18 protein-coding genes are annotated in these 19,393 nt (G+C 35.6%); 4 read left to right on the top strand and 14 right to left on the bottom strand.

The annotated features are described in order from the left end of the window. Window positions 1-212: 212 nt before the first annotated feature. Window positions 213-1,850, bottom strand: coding sequence for a helix-turn-helix domain-containing protein (locus J4Q03_RS05805; protein ID WP_426047264.1), 1,638 nt, complete (start codon window positions 1,848-1,850; stop codon window positions 213-215). Window positions 1,851-2,783: 933 nt separating this feature from the next. On the opposite strand from J4Q03_RS05805, the gene J4Q03_RS05810 reads away from it, so the two are divergent. Genes J4Q03_RS05810 through J4Q03_RS05820 form a run of 3 tightly spaced genes read left to right on the top strand, consistent with a single transcriptional unit; the run spans window position 2,784 to window position 5,465 of the window. Then, entirely contained in the window at window positions 2,784-3,686 is a 903-nt protein-coding gene (locus tag J4Q03_RS05810; RefSeq protein WP_426047265.1) for a hypothetical protein, read from the top strand. 16 nt (window positions 3,687-3,702) lie between these two features. Next, window positions 3,703-4,545, top strand: a complete 843-nt coding sequence (locus J4Q03_RS05815; protein WP_426047266.1) for a hypothetical protein — start codon at window positions 3,703-3,705, stop codon at window positions 4,543-4,545. A gap of 8 nt (window positions 4,546-4,553) precedes the next feature. Then, window positions 4,554-5,465 carry a hypothetical protein gene (locus J4Q03_RS05820; protein ID WP_426047267.1) on the top strand — a complete coding sequence of 304 codons (912 nt, stop codon included), beginning with the start codon at window positions 4,554-4,556 and terminating at the stop codon, window positions 5,463-5,465. A gap of 589 nt (window positions 5,466-6,054) precedes the next feature. Here the strand turns inward: J4Q03_RS05820 and J4Q03_RS05825 are convergent. From J4Q03_RS05825 to J4Q03_RS05870, 10 genes are all read right to left on the bottom strand, one after another. Next, window positions 6,055-6,792 carry a hypothetical protein gene (locus J4Q03_RS05825; protein WP_426047268.1) on the bottom strand — a complete coding sequence of 246 codons (738 nt, stop codon included), beginning with the start codon at window positions 6,790-6,792 and terminating at the stop codon, window positions 6,055-6,057. Between the two features lie 21 nt (window positions 6,793-6,813). Next, window positions 6,814-7,764 (bottom strand): bestrophin family protein, encoded by a 951-nt coding sequence (locus tag J4Q03_RS05830; protein WP_426047269.1) that lies wholly within the window; start codon window positions 7,762-7,764, stop codon window positions 6,814-6,816. Window positions 7,765-7,836: 72 nt separating this feature from the next. Then, a complete protein-coding gene (locus J4Q03_RS05835; RefSeq protein WP_426047270.1) occupies window positions 7,837-8,502 on the bottom strand; it encodes an ion channel in 666 nt (221 codons plus the stop codon). A 29-nt stretch (window positions 8,503-8,531) separates the two neighbouring features. After that, entirely contained in the window at window positions 8,532-8,987 is a 456-nt protein-coding gene (locus J4Q03_RS05840) for a hypothetical protein (RefSeq protein ID WP_426047271.1), read from the bottom strand. Next, window positions 8,984-9,340 (bottom strand): DoxX family protein, encoded by a 357-nt coding sequence (locus tag J4Q03_RS05845; protein WP_426047272.1) that lies wholly within the window; start codon window positions 9,338-9,340, stop codon window positions 8,984-8,986. The genes J4Q03_RS05840 and J4Q03_RS05845 overlap by 4 nt, the downstream gene beginning before the upstream one ends. A 10-nt stretch (window positions 9,341-9,350) precedes the next feature. Continuing rightward, window positions 9,351-9,878, bottom strand: a complete 528-nt coding sequence (locus J4Q03_RS05850; protein WP_426047273.1) for a class I SAM-dependent methyltransferase — start codon at window positions 9,876-9,878, stop codon at window positions 9,351-9,353. Window positions 9,879-9,880: 2 nt separating this feature from the next. Then, window positions 9,881-11,254, bottom strand: a complete 1,374-nt coding sequence (locus J4Q03_RS05855; protein WP_426047274.1) for an aldehyde dehydrogenase family protein — start codon at window positions 11,252-11,254, stop codon at window positions 9,881-9,883. A 265-nt stretch (window positions 11,255-11,519) separates the two neighbouring features. Then, window positions 11,520-12,275 (bottom strand): type 1 glutamine amidotransferase domain-containing protein, encoded by a 756-nt coding sequence (locus J4Q03_RS05860; protein ID WP_426047275.1) that lies wholly within the window; start codon window positions 12,273-12,275, stop codon window positions 11,520-11,522. Window positions 12,276-12,345: 70 nt separating this feature from the next. Beyond that, window positions 12,346-13,101, bottom strand: coding sequence for an SDR family oxidoreductase (locus J4Q03_RS05865; RefSeq protein WP_426047276.1), 756 nt, complete (start codon window positions 13,099-13,101; stop codon window positions 12,346-12,348). A gap of 129 nt (window positions 13,102-13,230) precedes the next feature. Then, on the bottom strand, window positions 13,231-13,386 hold the full coding sequence (locus J4Q03_RS05870) for a hypothetical protein (protein WP_426047277.1): 156 nt from the start codon (window positions 13,384-13,386) through the stop codon (window positions 13,231-13,233). Window positions 13,387-13,417: 31 nt separating this feature from the next. Between J4Q03_RS05870 and J4Q03_RS05875 the strand changes: the two genes are divergently transcribed. Beyond that, complete coding sequence (locus tag J4Q03_RS05875) at window positions 13,418-13,549, top strand: hypothetical protein (RefSeq protein WP_426047278.1); 132 nt, start codon at window positions 13,418-13,420, stop codon at window positions 13,547-13,549. 279 nt (window positions 13,550-13,828) lie between these two features. Here J4Q03_RS05875 and J4Q03_RS05880 read toward each other — a convergent pair whose 3' ends face one another. The 3 genes from J4Q03_RS05880 to J4Q03_RS05890 form a co-directional block, all read right to left on the bottom strand. Continuing rightward, complete coding sequence (locus J4Q03_RS05880; RefSeq protein ID WP_426047279.1) at window positions 13,829-14,356, bottom strand: hypothetical protein; 528 nt, start codon at window positions 14,354-14,356, stop codon at window positions 13,829-13,831. 73 nt (window positions 14,357-14,429) lie between these two features. Further along, window positions 14,430-17,453, bottom strand: coding sequence for a hypothetical protein (locus J4Q03_RS05885; RefSeq protein WP_426047280.1), 3,024 nt, complete (start codon window positions 17,451-17,453; stop codon window positions 14,430-14,432). A 300-nt stretch (window positions 17,454-17,753) separates the two neighbouring features. Next, window positions 17,754-18,374 (bottom strand): helix-turn-helix transcriptional regulator, encoded by a 621-nt coding sequence (locus J4Q03_RS05890; protein WP_426047281.1) that lies wholly within the window; start codon window positions 18,372-18,374, stop codon window positions 17,754-17,756. Window positions 18,375-19,393: the final 1,019 nt, after the last annotated feature.

The following is a 19,393-nucleotide window of genomic DNA, read 5'->3' on the forward strand; positions in this document are numbered from 1 at the left end:
TCAATAAATATTTGCAAAATATCTCTTAGCATCATATCATTTCATCTGTTTGATCAAATAATACAAGAATTTAAGGACATTATTTGAAATTTAGTTTTTTTTAGAATTTAAGGTTTCCCTTTCATATTTTGATAAGATTGACAAGGTAAGTTCATTTCAATCAGTAGTAATATAGTTCAGAATAAGTAAAAAAACTATGTAGGGTAAAAAAATTATTGTTTTGTAGATTTTTCTGCTAAATTAATTTTAAGTTGACTAATAAAATAGGATGGACTGACTCCAGTTTCTTTTTTAAAAGTTACAGCAAAAACTTCTCTTGATGAAAAACCGCAAACTTCAGCTAAATAGCTGATTTTATATTCACGAAAAATGGGGTCATTAAATAATCTACCAGTAATGTAAGTAATGCGCAAGCCATTAATATAATTGTTAAAGTTCTTGCTCTTGTACTGCTTAATAATTTCCGAAAGGTAACGCGGGTTTGTATTAAAAATATTTGATAGTGATGAAAGACTTACTTCTTTCTTTAAAAACTTTTCTGATTTTTCGAATTTTGTGAGCTTATTAAGAATCAGAGTTGTAGTTTCTTCCGGTATGTATATATTTCTTTCTTGGCTTTTTATTTCGTTATTATCCCGATCATCCGTTATCCCGTACTTCGGCTCATTCCTTATCAAGCCCTCTATGATTAGTTCATATCTTCCGTGAAGTTTTATATTATATCGTCGCCACCAGTACCAGGTCATCAATACAATAAAGGCAACTAATATAGAGGCAGCAATTAAATATTCTTTCAAATTCTTCTGGTGCAACCGATCCTTTTCCACACCTATTGTTTTAACGGTCCGGTCTATGGATTTTTTATTGATATAAGCCAAACTATCCGTAAGATTGGAATAAAGTGACATATATTTTATAGTAGAATCTTTGACTTTAAGTCCTTCATAAATATTTGATAACGTTGCAAATGCGATTACTCTGGCTGAGGGATTCTTATTCTTAAGTTCAAGATTGAGTACCTCTTGTGCATATTTTACTGCCTCGGCATTTCTATTCTGTTCAAAAGAAAAGTTTGCAAGATAATTAAGGATGGGTACTTTATCTACTCTTATTTGAGTAAATTTTCTTTCATTGAGGATGCTTAGAGACTTTTGTAGATTTGTTTCCGCAAGACCCAATTTTTTTGGTTCATAAAGCGAGTAAACCATACCAATATTCATATATAAATATGAAAGAAGATCATATTTCTCCTCAATTTGACGGATATTGTCGTCATTATCATTAATCAGTTCAGCTTCGTGTAGGCTTTTGTTAAAATACTTTAGAATTGTATCCTGGTGTGACTGCTTTTGCGAAAAATAGCCTGCAGCTAATCCCTGATAAAGCAGAGCCATATTATAATGTCTTTTATTTACGCTCTTTATTTTGTGGACAAATTGTTTTGCTTTCAGAAGTGTGGAGTAATTTTCTTCATAAAAGCCCAAGGCAGAAAGTGCCGTTCCTCTTTGAATATAAATTTTAGCAAGTGATTCGTAATTGTTAGTTTCGGTAGCTAACTTCTCAATCTGATAGGACTGTTGAATAGATTTATCGTGCTCACCTATACTGTGGTAAATGATCATTAGCTTTTCACCACTTTCCAAAAGACCTTTAGTATAATTTATTTGCTTTGCATCCTTGTTAATATCAAGATAAAGAGTTAGTTTTTCACTTAATGTATACGGTTTTTTATCAGTGATTGAAATCCGCTGATCAATAGCCTCTTTTGTAGGGTCTGTATTGTTACTTTGGGCTTTACTAAAACTATAAATAATATATATGAAAACAATTAATAATTTTCTTAAAAGCATATGAAAAGTTATTTGTTTGCAATTCTACCATAATTTTTGAGAATCGACATATGATAAATGTTATAAATTCCGTATATATCTCGTAATTATATAGTGTAAATCTATTGATTTACAGAGAAATAAACACATAATTTGCTATTAATAAAATACTCCTTTTACTCTTCATTTATATTCTCAATTTTTCCCCCTTTTTCTTGTTTTTACTGCGACAAAAACCGAATTCTTCACAACATGTCCACAATTGATATTATTTAAAAAAATATCTTTGATCCGATTTCCTTATCCAACACAGGTATTTATATGTTTACATTATAAACTTAAAATGGACACTCTATATAAAAAACACTTTACAGATGAGTAAAAAAAATAACACAACAAGTAAAACTTATGATTCTTGACCTAAAAAACATTCATTTGGGTATACTGATACAACAACGAATTAAAGAGTTAGATATAGACAGCCGTCGAGTCTGCAAAATCTTATCATGCTCTGAAAAGGAATTGAAATCGATACTTTCAGATAGCTCCTTAAATTCCGATATAATACTAAGATTAAGCATTCTTTTAGAATATGATTTTTTCAGAATTTATTCGCAATATCTAATTCTTTATGCCCCGCCGGCAAGACTTAATAAGGAAAGTGTCAATCAGATAAAAAGTAGCCTGCCAAAATACCGGAAGAATATATACAGTAAAGAAGTTGTTGAATTTATTCTTGAACAGATAAATAGTGGAACAAAAACTAAAGCTCAGGTTATCGATGAATATCGGATCCCAAAAACAACATTATATAAATGGTTTCATAAGTACAATAATGATCAAAAGTAAATAATAGCCAAACATCTTGGCATGAGTAGAAATATTGTATCCATATAGAAAAACCGACATTAAGTCAATTACATTAAATTTTTTTAATACTAAATCATATAACAAATGAAACGAAAAAGACAATTTATTTTAATGGTTATTATCACTTATTGTTGCATTTTCTGGAGTAATGCTCAGGTTGGAATAGGCACATCAACTCCATTAGGGATATTACATATCGATGGTGCCAAAGACAATCCTATAAATGGTACACCTTCAGTCCTCCAGGTTGCCAATGATGTTATAATTAACAAAACATCAGGCTTTATAGGAGTAGGAGTTCTTAATCCTCAGGTTAAACTGGATTTAAGATCTGTAGCATCAGAGAATTCGATAGGTCTAAGTACAACTAATATTGCGGCTTCGGTTGCAGGTGCAGGTGCGGTACGATATGATGTGGTAAACGCGCCAGTTGGGCCGAAGATTGAGGTGTCGGACGGGACAGTATGGCACAAAGCTTATATTGCACCACAAAAGGCTGTTGTAGTCGCACGTAAGGTTACAAATCAGTCAATACCGCCAGCTACTGCAACCAATATTGGTACATGGTCAGTTGTGAGAGATATGAGCAATAGCTTTGATGCTACATCTGGTATTTTCACTGCACCCAGGGAAGGGACTTATACATTTCTTCTCACTTTCAACTTTAATGGAGTCGTTATAAATGATGGCTCCAGGGTTGAATCACAATTTTTTAATACAACTACTAACACTGTTCTAGCCTCCGTTTACAAAACTTTCGGGCAGTCTATGACCGGTAGCAATGACGATGCTAATGCAACGAGAGCTACGCAGGCTGGTGGCGCTAGTACGGTAACTCTGACCCTGACTGCAGGCACTAAAATCGTACCAAGGCTCTGGCATAATCTTGTATCGAGTGGCTCGGTATCCTTGCGAGTAAGCAGTAACTTATTAGATCCAGCTAATCCCGATGACGGGTTTAATAACTTGACCATTATAGAACATTAAATAAATAGTAATGAAAATGAAAATCAATTTTAGTTTAAAATTATTTGCTGTTGTTTTATTGTTTTCCTTGAGTCCAATTAAAGCTCAAGTTGGATTCTTAACTGAAAGGCCATTACAGCCGTTTCACGTTGATGCAGCAAAAGACAACGGTACGAGCACTGATGTTTCTAAATTAACAAATGATGTCGTTGTTATTACAAATGGAAACTTAGGAATCGGCGTTTTAAATCCGATAACGAAAGTAGACCTACGTTCTGCTGATAATAAAGGACTGATCGGATTAGGAACGAGTACGCAAACTCCACTGGAAGCGGGAATCGGGACTATTCGATATAATGTGTCCGGGTTTTTAGAATATTCTGATGGGGAACAATGGATTGCTCTCCCTCTCGCTCCTCCGACCAAAGCTCTGGTAAATGCTAACAAAAGTTCCGTTCAGAGTATCGGAAATAATTCTACTGTTTACATATCGGGATGGAATGAAACAGTAGATCTCGGAAGTGGAGTCATTGGTGATTTTAACCCAGGCACCGGGATCTTTACCGCTCCCCGTGACGGATTCTATCTCGTATCTTTCGGTATTACTTTAGCAAGTGGCCAAATCCCCAAAAATACTTTTATAGAGACTGCAATTGAAAGTGATCAAAATACCGCAAATATTCCGATATATAAAACGATCAATTCGTATCCGGCCTTTCAGGCAGGAACCGTTTCCAACTTTATAAGTGGAACTTGTAATGCAATTTTCAATCTTAAAGCAGGAAATACCATTAAGTTTAGTGTTAGGCACAACTTGGGTACATCGAGAAATACGCTTAATGACGGGAAGTTAAATAATTTAAGTATCAGTGAGTTATAAAAAGAACTATGATGAAAAAACAAATTAAAACTCAGTATGTTGCACGTATATTTTTTCCATTGCTTTTTGGAGGTATTGTAGCTAAGGCACAAATAGGAATAGGAGTAGCGAGCCCGGTTAATCCTGTAGAAGTTAATACTAGCGCGGGAAAGATTATTATAGACAATACAGGAAGAATAGGAGTACTTGTCGCGAGCCCAAAAGTGGCTATCGATTTACGTAGTGGGGCAAATGGTTCTATTGCCATCGGCAATACTGATAAAACTGCTGCAGAGGCCGGAGCCGGTGCTTTACGCTATGTTCCAAGTCCCGCTATTGGAGTTAAAGGCTATTTAGAATTTTCAGATGGAACCCAATGGGTGAGTTTTTTTCCAAAGGGAAAGCCAAGAATTATTGTGATGGCAAGTAAAACAAGCCAAGACACTTATGTCTTTGAAAGCTCGACCCCATCAGAGATAGGAACTAAATCTGGAATTGTCCAAAGAAGATCATCTTATCTGACCAACTGGACTGAAAAGTTCGATACAGATTCAGGTGTTCCTACCAATAACTTTGATCCAACTACAGGGGAGTTCATCGCACCGCGGACGGGGGTATATTTTGCAACATTCACTTTTGCACTACAGTCCAGTCAGGTGAATACTGGTGCTAATAACCAGACTGAGGCTATTTGGGAAGTGAGGAATCCAGCAGGGACCATAACGCAGAGGGTAAAAACGAATAATGGATATTCTTCTGATACTGGAGGTAGCCCTAACGCTGTACCTGTGGGATCAGCTTGTACAGTAAGCGTATATATGAACAAGGGTGATAAATTAAGACCATTTACATGGATTACTGTTGCATTTGACGGGACTATAAGCCAATTTGACACCTCTTCAGGCGGAATATACAATGCGCTTACAATTGTCGAGCAATAATTCTACACAAAAATGTTTAATATATAATTTGAATTTCCTCAATAGATGCAGATGACAGCAATTGGTTGCATATATGTAGAATCTTATTTTTTATTTTTAAGTGTACATCTTTAACATTTATTCTTATTACTTCCGGCGCTGTGTCTTTACCCTTGATCCCTCATAGTGCTTTGACAAGCAGCTTGTGGCTTAACAAAGCATCTTGGTGTATACCACATTTTCTACTATAGTAAAGCGCAGCGTCAAAGTAATTTTATAATTCACTTTTGACAATCACTGAAGAATGTGTAAGAATTAGAGTTAGTAAATCATCCATGTCATTTTTATGACCAAAAGATTATAGATAGAGCGAAACAAATGCTTATCAGTTGTGCTATAATAATTATCAATAGCAACAACGTTAAACTTTGCTATTAGGTTGACTAAAATCAGCTCTAAACGACCAATCATAGGCTGATGAAATCAGAATGACTCGTTAAGTTATATCTAAAAAATAAAAACAGCTTGCTTTGAAATTAATTCTGGCCGGCTAATAGTCCAGAGAAGACAAGAACAGGTAAGAAACTCTCTCTCTTTTAATCATGGGATATTATTTGTAATACTCTGCCATCAGGCTTTTCCTTTCTTGCGTTTCCAGATCGATATATTCAAATTTTCTGTACTCACAGAAAGAACCCATATCCTTATCTCCGTTGATAAAAACAGCCCCTGCCAATATTACATATTTGCAAGGATAATTGGTTTTTTTTACCAATACCTCTACTCTTTCATTAATAGCTTCATACATGACTTCCGTAGCTTCAAATATCTTATTTTCAGCATTTAGAATACGGTCTTTTTGATGAAGAAATATTTGCTCAATCGTATTCATCTGAAAGTCCAGTGAAGTGATATTCCCTTCAATAAGCTGTCCTGCAGAAAGTTTCTCCAATGCTCCTTTTGCAGCACCGCAACAAGCTGAAGTGCTGCTCTGTCCTATTCTGCTTATTTCTCCGATATTTCCATCTTTGGTAACCCCGATGTGTGGCGCGTAGAATATTACTACTGCCCCATCTTCCGGGACGTGATGTGCAAACGCATTCATTCCCGTGATTCCGGCAAAAGGAAAACCATCAAGACCTCCTAAATGGAAAGGACCCAACATCTCGTAAGCTCTTGGCGGATATTGTATAGCATTGACATCATCACAACACATACTGTCTGCATGCATCAATTGGTTTGGCTTTAAGCCGATATGCTTTTCAATGGTGTCCAATAAACGGTTAACGGTCTCGAGTGATGTTAACGCTTTCGGATACCATTTTCTAACGGATTTTAAATGTTCCATAATCTTGTCTGTATTTTTTCTTTACATTAAAATATTATTTTCTGCTGTAAGTACAGGCGGTAAATCTTTTTCCCCCAGCATTTCTCTTAAATCAATTTCTATATTTCGGCTAATCTGCGTAATAGGGACATCATTGGCATTTCCCTCAAAAGGATTTTCTGTGCTTTCGCCTATTTGTTCTAAAACCAAGAAAACCCAACCTAAAATCATACTAAAAGGAATAGTAAGCCAGATAATATTTTCACCAAATTTTTCAATAGTCTTTGAAAATTCGCCAAGGAAACCAAAAGGTAATAGAATACAAAACAAATTCGTAAAATATAAATTGATGCTCGAAAACTGCCTAGGATAAGGAAAGTTTTTGATACGTTCGCATTTGCCCTGCTGATCGTACAATTCTTTTAGTTGATTTTCCAGGGCAACATAATTGTAATCTGATATCTTGCCTTCTTCATTCAGTTTTTTCAGCTGAGAAGATTGTAAAGTGACGATTTGTGCTGCACGGTTTTTTGTTGATAAAATATACTGGCCTTCACTTTCATTGAGAAAATTTTTCAATCCTTCCTCCAAATTACTTTCCCACTCCGGGACTTTGTAATATTGCAGATATTCTCGGTTATAACTTTTCGTTTTTATATTTTCCCAGCTTTTAATTTCTCTAAGTTGAAAACGCAATGCAGTAAGCCACGCAAAATGACGGTAAATAATCTGTTGATGAAGTTTTTTTTCAAGAACTTTGTCTTCTGAACGGATAAAATCTTTTATCATAATCCCAAAAGCCCTGCTGTTATTGATAATAGCTCCATAAACCTGCCGCGCTTCCCAAGTGCGATTGTAAGTCTGGGTATTTTTGAAACCGGAAATAAACGCTGTTGCTGTTCCCAGCAACGCCACCGGAACCCACGGAATCGCCAGCCATGTCCAACCAAAAAAATAGAACAGAAGCGTAGGAATGATACTTAATATTAACATTTTATAAATCTTGACCCTTGTCCAGGGAATAAAATGCTTGAGTTTGTAATGTGAACTTATATTCATACAAATTTAATTTCTTGAAGAAAATTTACTGATTAAAATACCCACCAAAACCACCGTATAAAACTGCCCTGCAACGCCAATAAACGCTGTGACAAGCTTGGTAATTTGATGATTAGGTGTAATATCTCCAAAGCCGATACTCGTAAAAGTTATAGAGCAAAAATAAACCAGGTCTGTAAATATACTTGCAGGTGATGATGTATCTATACCTTTAAAAGACAAAGGGTTATGGTATTCGAATGTTTGTAGTAAGAAAACCGAAATTTCTATTAATAAAAAATAACCACATGCCGATGCGGAAATAATATCACTATTAATATACCCGGGCTTCAATAAAAACCGAAGCAACTCTAAAAACAGAAATACAAAAAAAATAACATAATTAATATTAAGGAAAGTAAAATACCAAGGTACATCTTTAAAAGCCGGAATACCGATGGGCAAAAGCAGTACGACAATAAAATGAAGGTTCCTGAACCAATGTCTCCAACTGTGTTTGCCAGTAAATATAAAAATGCTTCCCAGTCCCAATATCAACATATTGGCTGGCCAAACAACCCTTGTATAAAACTCGAGGTTGGTAAGAAAAACACCTATGAACAAATGCTGAAGCAATGCGAACAGCAGTAATTCGTATTTTTTACTTTGAAGAAAAGCTATTGTTTTATTCATTGAAGCAGAAATAGATTTTAGAAATTCAATTATTTAGCCTGCCCAATATCTAATCTGTTAAATTTACCTTCCGCATTAATGCTAAACTTAAAATAAGTCTTGAAATCGCCCCAGCTTTCTGTGTGGAAATTTCCGGTAATATCTTTACCCTCATTTTCCACCTTTTCTATGCTGGTGAATCTTTCGTGCCCGCAGGCTTCTTTCACAAAGCTCTGGAAGTTGCGGGGATTACCATCATCATAAAGCTTTGCATCTGCAGCAAAGTATGATAGAAAAGTTTTGCTATCGCCGTTTTGCCAGGCATCGAACGCGGCTTTTACAGTTCCGTTTGTAAGTTTGTCTGTATCCATTTTTTGTGTTTCTTTAATTGTTGTTGTTTCTGATTTTGGAGTTTTTGATTGTCCACAGGCCTTAAATGAAAGACTGACAGCAAGAACAGCAATCATCGGAAGTGTTGTTTTCATCATTGGAAATTTACTGTTCATAATGAGCCGTTTTTAAGTGGATGCTGTAAGTAAATGATGATCAGGTTCAGCAAAAGAAATGGCAATTCTATCACGACGCCTTTCAAATCTCTGTCATGCAAATGAAAACAGATAATCAGTAAAATGCCGGCTGCCATCAAAAAATTGCCCCAAACAAAGGTTTTTGGAAAAAGAATTAACAATGCACTTAACATTGTTACCGCTCCGATCGCCATTAATCCTGTTTTATTAATGTTCCATTTACCAAACATTTCCAACATTTCGGGTTTTCCTGAAAACATTGCATACCCTTGTTTTAAGCCCATAAAAACAGCCACAAGGATTAATGCGGAGTTAATAATTTTTAGTATCATATTGTTTTTTTTAGTCGTTCAAACTGATGGCTGCAGAATACAAATTGCCTTGTCCAAATATCGAGTGCCGTTCATCTAATTTAATTATTTTTGAATAACCCTGCTCAATAAATAATTCCTTAAGCTTTAAAAAATTAACCGGATAAGGAACCCATTGGTTGGAAGCCGTCGTATCATACTCTACTATTACAAATTTTTTATTTTCAGATAAATATTCATTTAACCTATTAATTAATACCCGTTTATCTTTTACATAATGTAATGAATTGGTCATAAGAATTCCATCAAGGTTTGAGAAATCAAAATCAAATATCTCAAAATCAGCTTTTATAAAATCAATGGAAACGTGGTCTCCTATTACTTTTGGAAAATTTTGCGCTTGAGCATCTATTGCATAAATATGACTTCCGTTTGGTAATAAATGAGCCAATGCATGGGTAAAAGTGCCATCACCACAACCTAAATCCGCCCAAATTTGAGGCTTATCAGAATATTGAATTGCTTTTTCAATTAAATTAACAGCTTCTTGTTGCTTCATATTTATCCAAAAACACTTAAATTTTTCGCAATGTCTTTTCCTTCATACGGCGGAAAAACATCAAGTTCCAAATCAGGATTTCCTATCAGCATCGCTTTTGTATTGCTCAATGCATCAAAGCCTGCTTTGCCGTAATACTTGCCCATTCCGGCATAACCAACACCTCCAAAAGGTAAACTGTCTATCCAGCAATGCAGATTGGTCTGGTTGACGCAGCCACCACCAAAAGAAACTGAATTTAAGAAATAATCTATATTCTGCTGATTTTTACTAAAGAAATATGCGGCCAAAGACTTCGGCTTACGTTTAATAATTTCTACAATTTCTTTTAAATCTTTATATACCAAAATCGGGAAAACAGGTCCGAAAATTTCCTGTTGCATAGCAGGATCTTCCCAGGTGCTGGGATATAAAATGGTTGGCTCAACATATCTGGCTTTCACGTCATATCTTCCTCCTAAAATTACTTTTTCAGGGATAATATAAGAAGCTACCCTTTCGGTATCGTGTTCGCTGATCATCCTTGCGAAATCAGGGCTTTGACTTGGGTCCTCGCCATACATTTTTATCACAGATGCTTTCAATTTATCTATAAACTCATCTGCAATACTTTCGTGTACATACACGTAACCCGGAGCAATGCACCATTGGCCGGAAATTGCCATATGCCCCCAAACAATACGGTCAACAGCAATGTCGAGATTGGCAGTTTCATCAACCACAGTCGGATTTTGACCACCCAATTCCAATACTATTGGCGTTAGGTTTTCGGCCGCAGCACGCATTACGATTTTGCCAACGGCAGAACTTCCCGTAAAGAAAATAAAATCGAAGGGCAGTTCCAATAGCGCAGTAATTTCCTCTCTTCCTCCTGTAACAATACTTACAGCTTCGGGTTCGAAATATTTTGGAATAAGCTCCTGAAAAAGTGCGGCAACTGTAGGCGTTGTATTGGCTGGTTTCAGAATAACGGGATTTCCTGCTGCCAAAGCTGCAATGGCAGGGTCCAGCAATAATAAAATCGGTGCATTAAACGGCCCAATGACCAATGTTACACCGAAGGGTTCCTTATAAACAATACCTTTGTTACCGGTTTCTTCCAAGCCTTTTGGTATGGTGACTGTTTCCGGGGTCATTAATTGTTTCAGATTTTTTTTATAATATCTTATATTTCCTAAGGGAACTGTAATTTCGAACAATTGCTCAAAAGGTGGTTTATTAAAATCGGTTTTTAAAGCCTGGCAAAATGTTTCCTGATTTTCAGTAAGCATTTTTTCCAGTCGGTTGAGCTGGTCTATCCTCCACTCATAAGTTTTGGAAACATCGGTATAGAAAAACTCTTTTTGTGTGTCGAAAAGTGATTGGTATTTATTCATGTGTTTTTTGTTTAATGTTCTACATTTCTGATTGGTAATCTTTAATTATAGTTTTTTTAGTCCGGAATTTTCCAGGGAATCGTAAAAACCAATATTCTGAACCTTTAAAACATATATCGAAAAAGTAAAAAATACAATTATTAAAACTGTTTCAGAAGTTTTGGGTATATCATTTTTTATTCATTTGTGTTTTTCAAATAAAAACAGAACGAAAAGAAAACGAAAAACAGGATGTTCTACTTTTCGTTTCTCATAATAAAAAAATTTACTCTGATAAAGCTTCAATAACTAATTGAGAGGCCAAAAAGCTACTGTGCTGTTGTTGTACGGTAATCAATCTTCCATCTCTGATGGCGAAGGGTTCCAGCGGACCAGCTACTTCAAAATTGGTGTTTGGATTTTTGCGGGCTTCTGTTTCGATGGTGTAATCGTTCACCGTCATTCCAAACATTTCATTAATCATATTTTCCTCGCTGTCAGCAAATCCTGTCCAGGTTTTCCCATCTGCTAAAAGAGTTCCGTCGCTTAATTTCGTCCATAATAATAACGATGTTCCATGGCAGATTAAGCAAGTGATTTTCCCTGCTTCATAGAAATCTGCGATCAGTTTATGCAGTTCTAAATCATCTTTGAAATTAATTAATGGAGCACCGCCACCAGATACACAAACTGCATCATAATCGGCAACGTTGATATTGGAAATAGGCAGCGTGTTTTCCATCCATTTTCCAAATGTTGCGTGATGCACAAAACCGATACTTATCAAATCGTTCGGGTAAGCTCCTTTTGGGTTTTCCGGGTTGCTATGTCCATCAAAAACTACTTTTCCCCCTCTCGGAGACGCAACATCTACATCGTACCCTGCATTGATGAAATCAAAGAATGGTCTTGTCATTTCCTCGGCAAAAAATCCAACTTCCATTCCGTGAAGCTGTGCCGCATTGGAAACCAGACATAATACTTTTTTCTTGGGAAAGGTATATTTCGGTTGTTTTCGGATTACATTATTTTGTTTGTTCATTGTTTAAGGAAATTGTATGTTAAAAACAAAAAGCCAGCTGTTAGATAAATCACAGCTGGCTTTCAATTGATTATCTGGTTGTATAACCCCCGTTTGCAAAAATAGTTTGTCCGGTAATCCACCATCCGTCGGTTACTAAAAATTCAACTAACGGAGCAATATCTTTGATGTCAGTAAGACCTCCTAAGGCCGAAGCCGATTTGTGATATGCGACTGCATCAGCACTTTCCTGTCCGTAGAAGAAAGGTGTATCCATAGGACCGGGAGCAACTGCTGTCACTGAAATTCCCCTGCCACCAAATTCTTTAGAAGCGGCTCTTGTGAAATGCTCTACAGGAGCTTTTGCACCCGCATAAGTAGAATACAAGCCGGTATAAGCTGCTAATAAAGAAGTAACGATAGTACAGATTTTACCGTTATCATTTATCTTTTTACCAGCTTCCTGTAAAAAGAAATACGCTGATTTTGAATTGATCCCGAACATTAAATCATATTCTTCTTCAGTTGTTTCAGTAAATGGCTTTTTTAACACCATCCCAACCGTATTGATGGCAATATCAATGCCTCCAAACTTGGCAATAGTTTCATCAAAAAATTGAGTAATATTTTCTACTTTGGTTAAATCACCCTGAAATAAGAATGCCTCAGCACCAAGAGCTTGAACCTCAGCCAAAGTTTTTTCACTTTCAGCTTTAGAACTTTCGCTGTTGTAATGTATTGCTAATTTTGCTCCTTTTGCTGCAAAATCTTTGCTTAGTAATCCACCTAAGTTTTTACCACCTCCGGCAATTAAAACTACTTTTCCTTTAACTTCATGTGTTGACATTGTGCAATTATTTAAATATTATCATACAAAAATCAACAATGAAAATCATATTTATAGGGTGAACTTTTCGGATGTTGTTAGAAATTCCGAATTCCACTTGCTTTTTTGAAATACTCCTGAGTAAGTCTTCTAGAGATAATCTTCAATTCTCATTTCATCTAAGGCTTTGTTTAAATTATCCACATAGGTTCTGTGTTTATTGAAGTAGATGTCCATTGTCTTCGTGTCGATAATCGGCTCTAATGCGCTTATTTCATCAGGCAACGGTTGTAATGTGTAATTCATTATACTTAATTTAAATGGATAAAAATTATTAATGATGAGCGAAAAGTCCATTGATAAAAATAATATTAAAATTGATTTATCCCTGTTGGCTAGAGGTGTATATTTAGGAAATGCTATTTTAAATGATAAAATGACAAAGACCTTTAAAATAATGAAGAAATAATGTTTTGCTTGTACGTCTATGGCATATTAATTTACAAAAAACGGTAAACCTCAATAAAGGGCCATGGATTTTATAATCCATGGCCCTTTGATGTACTATATTGTAGAGTCCTTAAGATGCAATATTACAAATTATTTAACTACTTAATATATTGTTATAGTGTCGTTTTAGTTCGGTCCATAAAATACCTTAATGAAACCAGAATATCTATCTAGGATGTAAATAATACTCATGGCATGAGATGTCAAAGAAAACTTCATTTAAAAAGGTCTTTTTATTTCAGGGTTTCCAAAACGTCCAAACTGTACCATTATAGACCGCTAGGTGTCTCTTTACAGTATCATACACCAGCATTCCGGCACTTGGATTGATAATATTTAAATGAGGACTTGCTACTTTGGGCAGTATCATTGCTTTATCTGTATCAGCGAGTACCAGTATTCCTTTTGTGGTGTCTGTTCCTCCTGCAGATGTACTTATACAAACCTTAGCTCCCGGCTGCTCCTCTCTATCAGCCGCCTGGATACTCAGATCTGCAGTTCCTGATGAGTCTACACTCAGATCAAACCATGTGTTGGTATCTTTTAAGTATTTTACTTTATGATCTGTTGTATCAAAAAGAACAGTTCCATTTTCGGTAATTCCGGTCTTATCTGTAACATAGGGAAGAAGAAGACCTTTATTTTCATTATCTCCAAATTCTAAAGAAACCGAGCCGTTGCTTACACTTTCTGTGCTTATTCCTATTTGTGCCTGTGTAGAAGCAGCCATTAAAAAACTGCCTAATACGATTATATTTTTAACCATTGTAATTTTAGTTTAAAGGAAAACGAGAACCTGAATATTCCATTACTTTTCTCAGGCTCTCAAAAAATTATATTTAATCAGGGCAGGTTTGTGTACTGATACAAAACCACGCAAATGAACCTCCATTCTGAGAAGTATACATTTTCAGACATTTATTGGTGGTATCATACACCAACATTCCTTCAACAAAATCAGAAGCCGGAATTCCTTCCGGGTTTCCAGAAGTGTTAAAAGGCATTCTGTTCACAACAAAACCTTTCGTTCTGGCTTCCAGAACCAGCCAAGCTCCGTTACGAACTGCCGGCCAGTTATCTGAATTCTGAATCCCGGCTCTTGTCAATGAACTGATTCCTACCTTACTGATCAATGCCGGGTTTCCTGCTGTAATAATAGCTCCAGGCTTATAACAGACTTCAGTAGTTAGTACACCGAACGTGAAGTATCTTTTTGTGTTTTCAGAATCGAAATTATGATTGAATATCCATTTGCCACCTACTTTGGTACCGGGAATCAATAGTCTATTGGTTGTAAAGGTATCATCATCGCCAATTACCATATAAACAGTAGTACCTTGAATATTGAATTGACTTTCGTAAGCGGATAGATCTGCTTGGAAATAGGTATTTTCTAGGGTACCTGTTCTCTGCGAAAGCCATTTTCTCTGTATGATTTTACCAGTATTACTACCCAAAGTCACATTCACCATCGGTAGATCTGTGTCATTGTTATCACCAGCAATGAAGAACTCCTGATCATCAGAAATAACTGTTCTGGACGCATCAAGGTTATCTGTAACAAAATCATTACTAGTCGCGATCGTAAGGATGGCCGCGCTGTTAACACTTACCGATACCTTTTGATGCAAAGCACTGATGTCATCTCGTCCAAGACCAAATATATTGCTGTTATAAGATGTATTCTGAGCGCCATTCCATACAACAGTTTCTGCTGAAGATAAATAATGGTTTGTGGCAGTACGTCCCAAGGTAAGACCATATTTGATTGCCAAATAAGAATCTACTCTTCTGCGTTCTGTTTCTGTAAGGTTACCTGATCCGTAAATAATAGCTTCGCCTATATGACCTGAAGCATTATCGTTATCAGACCCATTACTATTGAATATTGTAGAACCAAAAACATGTCCACCTGTCAATATTCCTCTTGGACTAAATACTCCATTAGCTCCGTTGGCACCTCCATTTAAACCTCTAGACACCGTGGTATTCCCAAATCGATTATACATTATACTAGGAATAGTGGCCGCAAAATTAATACCGCCCGGTACAGCAAGATACCTATCTGTGATGTTTACAGTTACACTTTCTACCTCATCAGCTGTATTACCTGCAAATCTTTTATTAACTCCTATACCATCCCAATAAGCAATATCTCCTCTTTGAAAATTGATATTTGCCAATGCACTGAAAATTCTATTATTAGCATTATTCAGAGGTGCCCATCCTTCTTTTGTAAAAGTAAAAATATCATAATCCGTGGAGGTTACCGTAGATGCGATCTGATCATTACCTAGCGATTGCTTTACTGCCGTAAAATTGATTCCTGGGTTATAATTGAAATAATTGGCTGCACCTTTTACATATTTTGGAAATGTATTTTCATACATTTTGGAAGAGACCGTCCCAGAAAAGAAATCTGTCCATGATGTAACATCAGTTCCTTCACCTGTATTCACTGCATTTTTATCTGCCCTGTACCAATAACCTAAGTTATTGACTACTCCCCCAGGAGCATGAGCATAGCCTGCAAAAGTGAAAAACTCTCCGTTATTAAAAGTCACCGTTGCCATATTGTAAACCACACCATTCACTGTCGTTTCTAAAGTCATTGGGATAAACTGATCCGCTGCATCGAAACTTTCATTTGTTGAACGAACCAAATGAAGATTAGAAGTTCCTTTAGGCCAAGCAATAGTTACAGTCCCTGTATTCCCCGTGTTCTGAACCTTCCAGACAGAAGCAAACCTGTTATTAGTTTCTCCACCGGGTGCAGTTGGATATGATAGAGGAATGGATAGTGATTGTTTTAATCCATTATCTCCCACAACAAGAAATTGCCCGTCTGTTAAAGTATTAGTGTTTGCAGAATTCGTATTAGATAATGAATTCCCCGCTCCAATAATTAGTTTCTGACTAGGATTTACACTTTTTGATTGCTTCTGGTACAGAGTACCCTGATCATCACGAGCAATCCCGAAAACGTTGTTGTAATAAGTTGCATTAGCAGTCGCATTCCAGACTGTAGAAGCTGTAGAAGAAACATAATTCTGTGACGGATCTAATGTAATACCATATTTGATGGCCAAATAACTGTGTATCTTTTGAAGATCAGCATCAGTCAAATCGCCTCCTGAAATGCTATGGTATAAAATTACCTCTGCAATATCTCCCTGAAAGTTATCTCCCGTAGTTCCGTCTGCACCCAAATAAGCACCGATACCGGTAGCGGGCAAAACGTACGCCCCACCCGTTATAGGATATGGTGAAGAATAAATTTTTCTTGTTCCACTATTAAAACCTCTTTGAGAACCTTGGCTCGTTGTTTTAGGCAATATCGCCGAATATATACCAAATGTATTAGTTGACGACGGACCAGCCGCTGAGTAATTGAAATTATTACCAATTGTTGACATTGGATAGACTGTGTTACTATTTACAGTTAAGAAAAATCCATCATCATTTCCGGCTATTGCAAATAAATTCCTATATGCATTTGTCATCCTGGAAAGTCTTGCAACTGCAATATAATGTACAGAACCAGCAGGGTTCAAATAAGCTGTTGTCGTGTTTCTTAAGTAATTATTCGTTCCATCATAAGATAGCGTTGGGTTAAAGTTCCACATATTGGTATAAGTGGTCTGATCATTATATGGGATATATGCTGTACCACTTGGAGTTAAAGTTACTGACGTAGATGAGGAAGAAATCCACTGCGTAACCTGCTTGGAACCATTAGTAGTTATTCCAGCGTCGGCTTTATACCATACAGATAAATCCGTTGATACCCCACCAGGAGACTGACCGTAGAGCCAAACAGAAGAAATAACTGAGACGAAAAGAAATAATTTAAATTTTCTCATTTGTTTTATGTTTATAAAAATTGCTATTGTTGGATATTATGCTCAACATTGGGCTTATTCAATGAAGAGGCCAGACTGATTTCATTCTGACCTCTTATATATAAAGACATTTGTGTGTTAAACTTATAGAAATATAAACGTCGGCTGTATCTATCAGCCCAACTTATCTTCACCAATGCAATATTAAAAACAAACATCAGAGTTAACAAAAAAAAGGCCACTCACATACACTTATTAGCTTACTTACATTTACTTAAAATTCATATTTGTTTAAAAATCAAAGCATTAAACCCAATCAAATTAAAATGTGACGATCATATATGAATTGAGGTCTGTTTCAGAAGACAGATTGAGCTTCTTCCGTATCCTGTATTTCTTATTTTCTACAGAGCGAATTGTTGTATTGGTTGCAGTCGCAATATCCTTAGTACTTAGGTTTAATTTTAGCAAAGCACAGATCTCCAATTCTGATGCAACAAGATTTGGACAGGATTCTAAAATCCTTTCGAAATAATCCGGAAATTGCGACTTGAAATAGGTTATAAATAAGGAATTTCTACTTATAGCCAGTTCATACAGATTATTGGATAAACTTATCTTATCAGTCTTTTTAATCAGATCATTCATTTTTTCTTTTTCGACGTAATATTTAATGACTATTTTCTCTTTCCTGTTAATAAAATACATCCCGACAAACGTGCAGAAAGCAATCTCCATTGCCTTATAAACCCGAACATACCATTGTTTTTCAGGTGAAAGATTTTGCTGCAAAAAAGTCAGTACAGAATAATCAGTAATGATGTTTATCAAAAAAAACAGTACATATAGCCCCAAAAGCATAAATACGATGACTCTATCTCTATCATAATCAAAAAAAAATGCTACGGCAATTGATAATGATATATAACTTAAATAGTTCATTACCCCTCTCCCACTTACTGTATCGCAATAAAAAATAACAACTCCCAAAAATATAAAGAGCAACATCAGTACGTGTCTATTGAATCGTATCTTGTTTGACAAAAAAATTGTGCAGAACATAAATAACCCCATTCCCAAAAATATTGCCGCATAAACAGGTTCCTCAAGAAAAATAAGGTTCAATAAAAAGTTACTGATCAAAATAAAAACAAGAACAAGCGTATAAACATCAAATAAAACACTTTTCTCATATTCGATCTCATCGATGGCTAGGCGCTTCTTTTCTATTAAAGAAGAAAAAAAATTTGTGTACATAATAACTGTAATAAAAACTGCTCTAAACTGCTTTCAATTATAAACCTAGAACTCCCAAAATTCTTCATCATCTTCATATGATGTTTTGCTCAGATTCATATCCAATTTGGCTTGATATATCTTCCAGCCGAAAACCAAGAAATTATTTCTCAAATTCTATGATCAATTGATTCATAGCGCTTTGTTAATCTATTAGTAGAATTGTAGACTAAAAGTTCTGTTTTAGATTTATAATCGGAGAAAGACTGCTTGTTGAAACCATGCGGGTCTGGGGCCAAGAAAGCCTCTATTGGATGATTCCCCATGTAGCATAGCTGAAAGATTGGGGAATTACCGGGTGGTACATTACTCGTTGTGATCATCCCCACCTGACCATATAGAAAAATAGTTGCCATGAATACTAAATGCAACAATAATTTTTTTTTCATGATTCTTGTTTTTTGTATTATTTTGTATTATATAATGTTCAATATGCCATTTAGTATCACCCTACTTTTGAAATACGTAATTTAAAGGACCGGCACAAAAAAATATTTGTCAAAAACTATTAGCGACTTAAATAAAGTAATAGATTTCAATAGCCCTCCAATAAATACCCTTTACCTAATTATATTTACTAAATATTTCAAAAAAAAATTATATTTATTTCAGTTGAAAACCAATTCTTAAAAATTTCAATTTTAGGACTTGAACAAAAAATTATA

The sequence above is a fragment of the Chryseobacterium sp. NFX27 genome, from assembly GCF_049887855.1.
Classification (GTDB): domain Bacteria; phylum Bacteroidota; class Bacteroidia; order Flavobacteriales; family Weeksellaceae; genus Chryseobacterium.

Coding starts and splice junctions, on each gene's coding strand:
- J4Q03_RS05870 (WP_426047277.1), bottom strand. CDS start 13,386: ATGAATTACACATTACAACCGTTGCCTGATGAAATAAGCGCATTAGAG.
- J4Q03_RS05825 (WP_426047268.1), bottom strand. CDS start 6,792: ATGGAACATTTAAAATCCGTTAGAAAATGGTATCCGAAAGCGTTAACA.
- J4Q03_RS05845 (WP_426047272.1), bottom strand. CDS start 9,340: ATGATACTAAAAATTATTAACTCCGCATTAATCCTTGTGGCTGTTTTT.
- J4Q03_RS05805 (WP_426047264.1), bottom strand. CDS start 1,850: ATGCTTTTAAGAAAATTATTAATTGTTTTCATATATATTATTTATAGT.
- J4Q03_RS05890 (WP_426047281.1), bottom strand. CDS start 18,374: ATGAACTATTTAAGTTATATATCATTATCAATTGCCGTAGCATTTTTT.
- J4Q03_RS05865 (WP_426047276.1), bottom strand. CDS start 13,101: ATGTCAACACATGAAGTTAAAGGAAAAGTAGTTTTAATTGCCGGAGGT.
- J4Q03_RS05850 (WP_426047273.1), bottom strand. CDS start 9,878: ATGAAGCAACAAGAAGCTGTTAATTTAATTGAAAAAGCAATTCAATAT.
- J4Q03_RS05840 (WP_426047271.1), bottom strand. CDS start 8,987: ATGAACAGTAAATTTCCAATGATGAAAACAACACTTCCGATGATTGCT.
- J4Q03_RS05855 (WP_426047274.1), bottom strand. CDS start 11,254: ATGAATAAATACCAATCACTTTTCGACACACAAAAAGAGTTTTTCTAT.
- J4Q03_RS05810 (WP_426047265.1), top strand. CDS start 2,784: ATGAAACGAAAAAGACAATTTATTTTAATGGTTATTATCACTTATTGT.
- J4Q03_RS05860 (WP_426047275.1), bottom strand. CDS start 12,275: ATGAACAAACAAAATAATGTAATCCGAAAACAACCGAAATATACCTTT.
- J4Q03_RS05875 (WP_426047278.1), top strand. CDS start 13,418: ATGATGAGCGAAAAGTCCATTGATAAAAATAATATTAAAATTGATTTA.
- J4Q03_RS05885 (WP_426047280.1), bottom strand. CDS start 17,453: ATGAGAAAATTTAAATTATTTCTTTTCGTCTCAGTTATTTCTTCTGTT.
- J4Q03_RS05880 (WP_426047279.1), bottom strand. CDS start 14,356: ATGGTTAAAAATATAATCGTATTAGGCAGTTTTTTAATGGCTGCTTCT.
- J4Q03_RS05815 (WP_426047266.1), top strand. CDS start 3,703: ATGAAAATCAATTTTAGTTTAAAATTATTTGCTGTTGTTTTATTGTTT.
- J4Q03_RS05835 (WP_426047270.1), bottom strand. CDS start 8,502: ATGAATAAAACAATAGCTTTTCTTCAAAGTAAAAAATACGAATTACTG.
- J4Q03_RS05820 (WP_426047267.1), top strand. CDS start 4,554: ATGATGAAAAAACAAATTAAAACTCAGTATGTTGCACGTATATTTTTT.
- J4Q03_RS05830 (WP_426047269.1), bottom strand. CDS start 7,764: ATGTTAATATTAAGTATCATTCCTACGCTTCTGTTCTATTTTTTTGGT.